This is a genomic window from Stenotrophomonas sp., assembly GCF_035634915.1.
GTDB lineage: Bacteria > Pseudomonadota > Gammaproteobacteria > Xanthomonadales > Xanthomonadaceae > Stenotrophomonas.
Genome location: NZ_DASQCB010000011.1, coordinates 49,420 through 55,450, shown reverse-complemented (window position 1 = coordinate 55,450; position 6,031 = coordinate 49,420). Strand labels below are relative to the sequence as shown.

The window sequence follows — 6,031 nt, the reverse complement described above, 5'->3', positions numbered from 1 at the left end:
TGAGGTGCAGCGGGGCGTCGCGCAGGATCTTCAGCACCAGGTCCAGGCCATCGTCGCCGGCACGCAGGCCCATTTCCGGCTCGTAGGAGTATTCCTGCGGCAGGGCATCGGTCTCGTCGTTGGTGACGTACGGCGGGTTGGTGACGATCAGGTCGTAGTGACGGCCGGTCAGGCCGTTGAACAGGTCCGACTTCAGCAGGGTGACGTTGTGCGCCTGCAGGCGTTCCTTGTTCTCTTCGGCCAGCGACAGCGCGTCATCGCTCAGGTCGACGCCGTCCACTTCCCAGTTCGGGTAGTAGTGGCCCATGGCGATGGCGATGCAGCCCGAACCGGTGCACAGGTCCAGCGCGCGGCTGACGTCACGGCCGGCCAGCCACGGTTCGAAGCCGCACTCGATCAGCTCGGCGATCGGCGAACGCGGCACCAGGGCGCGCGAATCGCTCTTGAAGCTGAGGCCGGCGAACCAGGCTTCACCGGTCAGGTAGGCGGCCGGGACGCGCTCGTCGATGCGGCGCTGGAACAGTTCCAGTACGCGGACCTTCTCGGCCTGCAGCAGGCGGGCCTGGCCGTAGGCCGGGCCGAGGTCGTGCGGCAGGTGCAGGCTGTGCAGCACCAGCTGGGTGGCCTCGTCCAGGGCGTTGTCGTAGCTGTGCCCGAAGGTCAGCCCGGCTTCGTTGAAACGGCTGGTGCCGTAGCGGATCAGGTCGATGATCGTGTGGAGTTCGGCGGCCGTTTCAGCGGTCATGGCGGTACTGCGGGCAAAGTGGCCCCCGATTATAGAGGCTGGCGCCCGCGGCGGCATCCGTTGCGACGGAAACGATCAGGCTGCAGCCGGTATGATGGGGATTACTTCCTGCGGGGGCTCCCATGTTCAATCGCAACGTCGGCATCATCCTGCTGATCGCCCTGGCGGCGGGCCTGGGCCTGCTGGCCGCGCAGCAGGTGTTCGCGCCGAAGCCGCCGGCCAACCAGCCGGCCACCGAAGCGATCACCCTGTACCCGCACACCCGCGAGCTGCCCGATTTCAACCTGGCCCAGTCCGACGGCACCCGGCTGATCCCCGGCGAGCTGAAGGGCCACTGGACCCTGGTATTCCTCGGTTTCACCTTCTGCCCGGACGTGTGCCCCACCACCCTGGCCGAGCTGGCCGGTGCGCAGAAGCAGTGGGAAGCCCTGCCCGACACGCTGCGCCCGCGCGTACTGTTCGTGTCGGTGGACCCGGACCGTGACAACGCCATCCGCCTGGGCGAGTACGTGCACGGCTTCCACAAGGACACCCTGGCCGCCACCGCCGACATCCCCTCGCTGGAACGCTTCGCCACCTCGCTGGGCTTCGTGTTCCAGAAGGTGCCGGGCAAGCATTTCGACGAGAATCCCGAGGATTACACCGTCGAGCACTCGGCCAGCCTGGCCGTGCTCGACCCGCAGGGCCGCCTTGCCGGCCTGGTGCGGCCCCCGTTCAACGCGCCGGCCATCGCCCGCGACCTGCAGAAGCTGACCGAGAAATCCGCACCATGAACCTGACCACCGCCCTGACGTACGCCCTGCCCCACCGCCTGCTGTCTTCGATGGCGCGCTCTCTGGCGTACTCGGACGACCCGCGCGTGTCGCGCTGGCTGATCGACACGGTCACCCGCAAGTTCAACGTCAACCTGGACGAAGCGGCCAACCCGGACCCGCGCAGCTACCCGACCTTCAACCAGTTCTTCACCCGCGCCCTGAAGCCGGGCGCGCGCGTGGCCGATGCCGATCCGCGCAGCCTGGTGATGCCGGCCGACGGCCGCATCAGCCAGCTGGGGAAGATCGAAGCCGGCCGCATTTTCCAGGCCAAGGGCCAGTCCTTCACCGCCGCCGAGCTGCTGGGCAGCGACGAGGACGCCAAGCCGTACAACGACGGCCTGTACGCCACGGTGTACCTGTCCCCGCGTGACTACCACCGCGTGCACATGCCGTGGACCGGCACCCTGCGCGAGACCGTGCATGTGCCGGGCCGCCTGTTCAGCGTCGGCCCGGCCGCGGTGAACGGCGTGCCGCGCCTGTTTGCGCGCAACGAGCGGCTGGTGTGCCACTTCGACACCAGCTTCGGGCCGATGGTCAGCGTGATGGTCGGCGCGCTGCTGGTATCCGGTGTGGAAACGGTGTGGAGCGGCGAAGAGATCCCGGCCTACGGCGACCGCATCACCCGCAAGGATTACCGTGGCCAGCGCATCGTGCTGGAGCGTTTCGCCGAAATGGCGCGCTTCAACTACGGCTCGACCGTGATCGTGCTGCTGCCGCCGGGCGTGGCCGAATTCGCCCCGCAGCTGGGCGCCGAAAGCCCGGTGCAGCTGGGCCAGGCGCTGGCAACCCTGCGCTGAAAAAAGGGGACGGAGGGGATTAAGTCGTTTGTGGCACAAACGACTTAATCCCCTCCGTCCCCTTTTTATTACTGCAGGGTCGGGGCCGGGCCGACGTCGACGCCGTCGTAGTCTTCCACGCCGGTCTGGCTGGCCAGGGCGGCCAGTTCCTGGTTGCGCAGGTCCAGCGACGCTTCGTCGTGGATCTCCACGCGCTCCACGTGCAGCACATGGAAGGGCGCGTCGCCCTCCTCCGGCTCCTGTTCGAACAGTTCCACCACCTCATAGCCCTGGGATGCCAGCGTGGTCGCCAGCACCTGCAGGCGATCCGGGGTGGAATGCACGAAGTAATAGCCCCACAGCAGGGGCGTGGCGAGATCCCAGTCGGTGTTCTCGCGCAGGTTGGCGAACAGATCGCGGGTGGCTTCCAGGTCCATGGCTCTCTTCCGGTTCGGTTACTTGTCGCAGCCCTGCAGCTTCAGCACCTGGCCAGGGCGCAGGCTGTAGCTGGGGGCCTTCAGGCCGTTGGCGCGCGCCAGGGTCGGCACTTCGCACTGGAACTTCGCCGCGATGCGGCCCAGGGTATCGCCCTTGCCGACCTTGTAGGTCTTGGCGGGCTTGGCCTTGGGCGCTGCGGGGCGCGGTGCGGCGACCGGCGCGGTCGGTGCAGTCGGCACCGTGGCGCTGGCGTTCGGGTCAGCCAGCGGCACCACGCCGCCCACCGCCACGCTGCCGGTGTAGCTGGCCGCGGTCGGGCGCACGATGGCCGCGTTCAGATCGGCGGTGATGAGGGTGCGGGCCAGGTCCGCGCGCGGGCCGCTTACGCAGTTGCGCTGGTACAGCCCGGCGATGCGGGTGGTGGCGTTGATGAGCGTGCCGGCCGGAATCCAGCCATCGGCTTCGTAGCGCGGGTTGAGGTTGCGCAGCGCGCGCATGTAGCCGTCACGCGTGCCGTGGCTGCCCAGGCAGATGGTCAGCTCGTAGATGGTGGTGGACTTGGCCAGGCGCAGGGTGGCCGGCTGCGCGCTGATCTTCGGGAACTCCACGCCGTACTGCTGCGGGTGCAGGAAGATCCACGCCGCGGCGATCACCATCGGCACGTAGTCCTTGGTCTCGCCGGGAAACTGGTTGTAGACGCTGTCGGTCCAGAAGCTCTGCCCGCCGCTCTGCTTGAACACGCGCGCGGCGCGGCCTTCACCGCCGTTGTAGGCGGCCACCGACATTTCCACGTTGTTGTTCAGTTCGCGCAGGCGCTCGTTGAGATAGCTGGCGCTGGCTTCGGCGGCGCTGCGCGCATCGAAGCGGGTATCGAAGCCGGTGCCGTCCGGGCCCAGGCCGAAGCGTCGGCCGGTGGCCGGCATGAACTGCATCAGGCCGGCCGCACCAGCACGCGAGGAGGCATGCACGCGGCCATTGGATTCCTTGGCCATGATGCCGAACAGCAGCGCCTCGGGCAGGCCGCGCTTTTCCCACTCCGGCCACATCACCGCGCGCAGGTTCTGGTAGTTCTCGTAGCTGGTCAGCAGGGCCGGCCGCATATCAGTCAGCCAGCGGCGGATGCCCGCCTGCACGGCCGGGTTGTACTCGACCATGGTGTCGAAGGCGTGGCGCTTGTCGTTGAGCAGGGCCGCGGCGCGGGCCGCTTCAGGCACGTCGGCGGTCAGCGGGCCCACGTGGTCCGGGTCGGCCTCCAGGCGGTCGCCGCCCTCGTCGGCGCTGTCATCGCTGGCGGCCGCGTCGGCATCACGCTTCAGCAGGCGCTTGTAGGTGGCCAGCATGTTGCTCATCTGGCAGCCCTTCTGCTTCACGCATTCGCTGATGACATCTTCCATGTCCTCCAGCGCGGCATCGGCTTCGTTGCTGCCCTTGGGGTCGGCATTGGCGACCAGCAGCAGGGCATCGCTGTAGCGCTTCTCGGCGGTGGCCATGCGCTGCTGCAGCGCATCGACCTTGGCCTGGTCCCGCGCCGAAACACGCTGCGCATGGGCGTCGGGGGCCAAGGACGCCAGGCCGGCAAGCGCCAGCAGCGGCCAACCACGGGAAATCAGGACAGGAACGGGCATTGGTGGCACTGTGTGCGAAACAGGCAGGCAGAGTAGCGGTGCCGCCAAGGTCCGGGCAACCCGGCCGTCGGCCCGCCACCGTCGGCGGTTAACATTGGGCGCATTCACCACAAGGGCTGGACCATGGATCCGATTCTGCTCGGCAAAGGCATCACCGATGATGTGGCTGTCACCCTGCTGCCGAAACTCGGCAACCGCCATGGCCTGGTGGCCGGCGCCACCGGCACCGGCAAGACCGTGACCCTGATGACCCTGGCCGAGGGCTTCTCGCGGCTGGGGGTGCCAGTGTTCCTGGCCGACGTGAAGGGCGATGTATCCGGCCTGGCCGTACCCGGCACCGGTGCCGATGCCCTGCTGCAGCGCGCCGCCGGGATCGGCGTGGCCGACTACGCGCCTGCAGGCAGCCCCACCGTGTTCTGGGATCTGTACGGCAAGCTCGGCCACCCGGTGCGCACCACCATCAGCGAGATGGGCCCGACCCTGCTGGCGCGCATCCTGGAATTGAACGACACCCAGGCCGGCGTGCTCGACATCGTGTTCAAGCTGGCCGACGACCGCGGCCTGCTGCTGCTGGACATGGACGACCTGCGCGCCCTGCTCGGCCTGGTGGCCGAGGAGCGCAAGGACATCTCCACCGAGTATGGCCTGGTCAGCGCGCAGTCGATCGCCGCCATCCAGCGTTCGGTGCTGCGCCTGGCCCAGGACGGCGGCGAAGGCTTCTTCGGCGAACCCGCCCTGGAGCTGGCCGACATCATGCGGGTCAACCACGACGGCCGCGGCGTGGTCGGCATCCTCGCCGCCGACCAGCTGGTGCTCAAGCCCAAGCTCTATTCCACCTTCCTGTTGTGGCTGCTGTCGGAACTGTTCGAGCAGCTGCCGGAAGTGGGCGACCTGGAAAAGCCCAAGCTGGTCTTCATCTTCGACGAGGCGCACCTGCTGTTCGACGATGCGCCGGCCTCGCTGGTGCAGCGCATCGAGCAGGTGGTGCGGCTGATCCGTTCCAAGGGCGTGGGCGTGTATTTCTGCTCGCAGTTTCCCGACGACGTGCCGGGCAACATCCTCGGCCAGCTCGGCAACCGCGTGCAGCACGCGCTGCGCGCCTTCACCCCGCGCGACCAGAAGGCGGTGAAGACCGCCGCCGAGACCTTCGTACCCAACCCGAAACTGGACGTAGCCAAGGCCCTCAGCCAGCTGGGTACCGGCGAAGCGCTGGTCTCTACACTGCAGGACAAGGGCGTGCCGATGCCGGTGCAGCAGACGATGATCGCCCCGCCGCGTTGCCGGATGGGGCCGATCACCGATGCCGAGCGTGCGCAGGTGCGTGCCGGCAGCCCGGTCGGCACCCGCTACGACACGGCAGTGAACCGTGAATCGGCCGCCGAACTGCTGGCCCAGCGCGCGCAGAAGGCCACTGAGCAGGCTGCGGCACCGGCTGCCCGCAGCCGCGAGCAGGACGACGCGCAGGAAGGCGGCTTCGGCCAGTCGATCAAGGACGCCATCTTCGGCACCAAGCGCCGCCAGGGCATGATCGAAACCATGGCCAAGCAGACCACGCGCACGGTGGGCACCAAGCTGGGCAACCAGATCGTGCGCGGCATCCTCGGCGGCATTTTCGGCGGCAAGCGCTGATTC

General features: G+C 68.1%; 6 protein-coding genes. 3 read left to right on the top strand and 3 right to left on the bottom strand.

Translation table 11 applies throughout. From position 1 onward, the window contains the following. Positions 1-745, bottom strand: a 745-nt coding sequence (gene prmB / locus VER16_RS09350) for a 50S ribosomal protein L3 N(5)-glutamine methyltransferase (RefSeq protein ID WP_324807457.1), incomplete at its 3' end; no start/stop codon positions are given. Positions 746-867: 122 nt separating this feature from the next. Here prmB and VER16_RS09345 point away from each other — a divergent pair. Together VER16_RS09345 and asd are read left to right on the top strand one after the other, a co-directional pair. Then, positions 868-1,518 carry an SCO family protein gene (locus tag VER16_RS09345; RefSeq protein ID WP_108769482.1) on the top strand — a complete coding sequence of 217 codons (651 nt, stop codon included), beginning with the start codon at positions 868-870 and terminating at the stop codon, positions 1,516-1,518. After that, positions 1,515-2,357, top strand: a complete 843-nt coding sequence (asd, locus tag VER16_RS09340; protein ID WP_324807453.1) for an archaetidylserine decarboxylase — start codon at positions 1,515-1,517, stop codon at positions 2,355-2,357. Before VER16_RS09345 ends, asd begins: the two co-directional genes overlap by 4 nt. A 68-nt stretch (positions 2,358-2,425) precedes the next feature. Here asd and VER16_RS09335 read toward each other — a convergent pair whose 3' ends face one another. Beyond that, complete coding sequence (locus VER16_RS09335; protein ID WP_324807451.1) at positions 2,426-2,773, bottom strand: ribonuclease E inhibitor RraB; 348 nt, start codon at positions 2,771-2,773, stop codon at positions 2,426-2,428. A gap of 18 nt (positions 2,774-2,791) precedes the next feature. Next, positions 2,792-4,399 (bottom strand): transglycosylase SLT domain-containing protein, encoded by a 1,608-nt coding sequence (locus VER16_RS09330; RefSeq protein ID WP_324807449.1) that lies wholly within the window; start codon positions 4,397-4,399, stop codon positions 2,792-2,794. A gap of 123 nt (positions 4,400-4,522) precedes the next feature. Here VER16_RS09330 and VER16_RS09325 point away from each other — a divergent pair, with 123 nt between their 5' ends. Beyond that, a complete protein-coding gene (locus VER16_RS09325; RefSeq protein ID WP_324807447.1) occupies positions 4,523-6,028 on the top strand; it encodes a helicase HerA-like domain-containing protein in 1,506 nt (501 codons plus the stop codon). The last annotated feature ends 3 nt before the right edge of the window (positions 6,029-6,031 follow it).

Coding starts and splice junctions, on each gene's coding strand:
- VER16_RS09345 (WP_108769482.1), top strand. CDS start 868: ATGTTCAATCGCAACGTCGGCATCATCCTGCTGATCGCCCTGGCGGCG.
- asd (WP_324807453.1), top strand. CDS start 1,515: ATGAACCTGACCACCGCCCTGACGTACGCCCTGCCCCACCGCCTGCTG.
- VER16_RS09335 (WP_324807451.1), bottom strand. CDS start 2,773: ATGGACCTGGAAGCCACCCGCGATCTGTTCGCCAACCTGCGCGAGAAC.
- VER16_RS09330 (WP_324807449.1), bottom strand. CDS start 4,399: ATGCCCGTTCCTGTCCTGATTTCCCGTGGTTGGCCGCTGCTGGCGCTT.
- VER16_RS09325 (WP_324807447.1), top strand. CDS start 4,523: ATGGATCCGATTCTGCTCGGCAAAGGCATCACCGATGATGTGGCTGTC.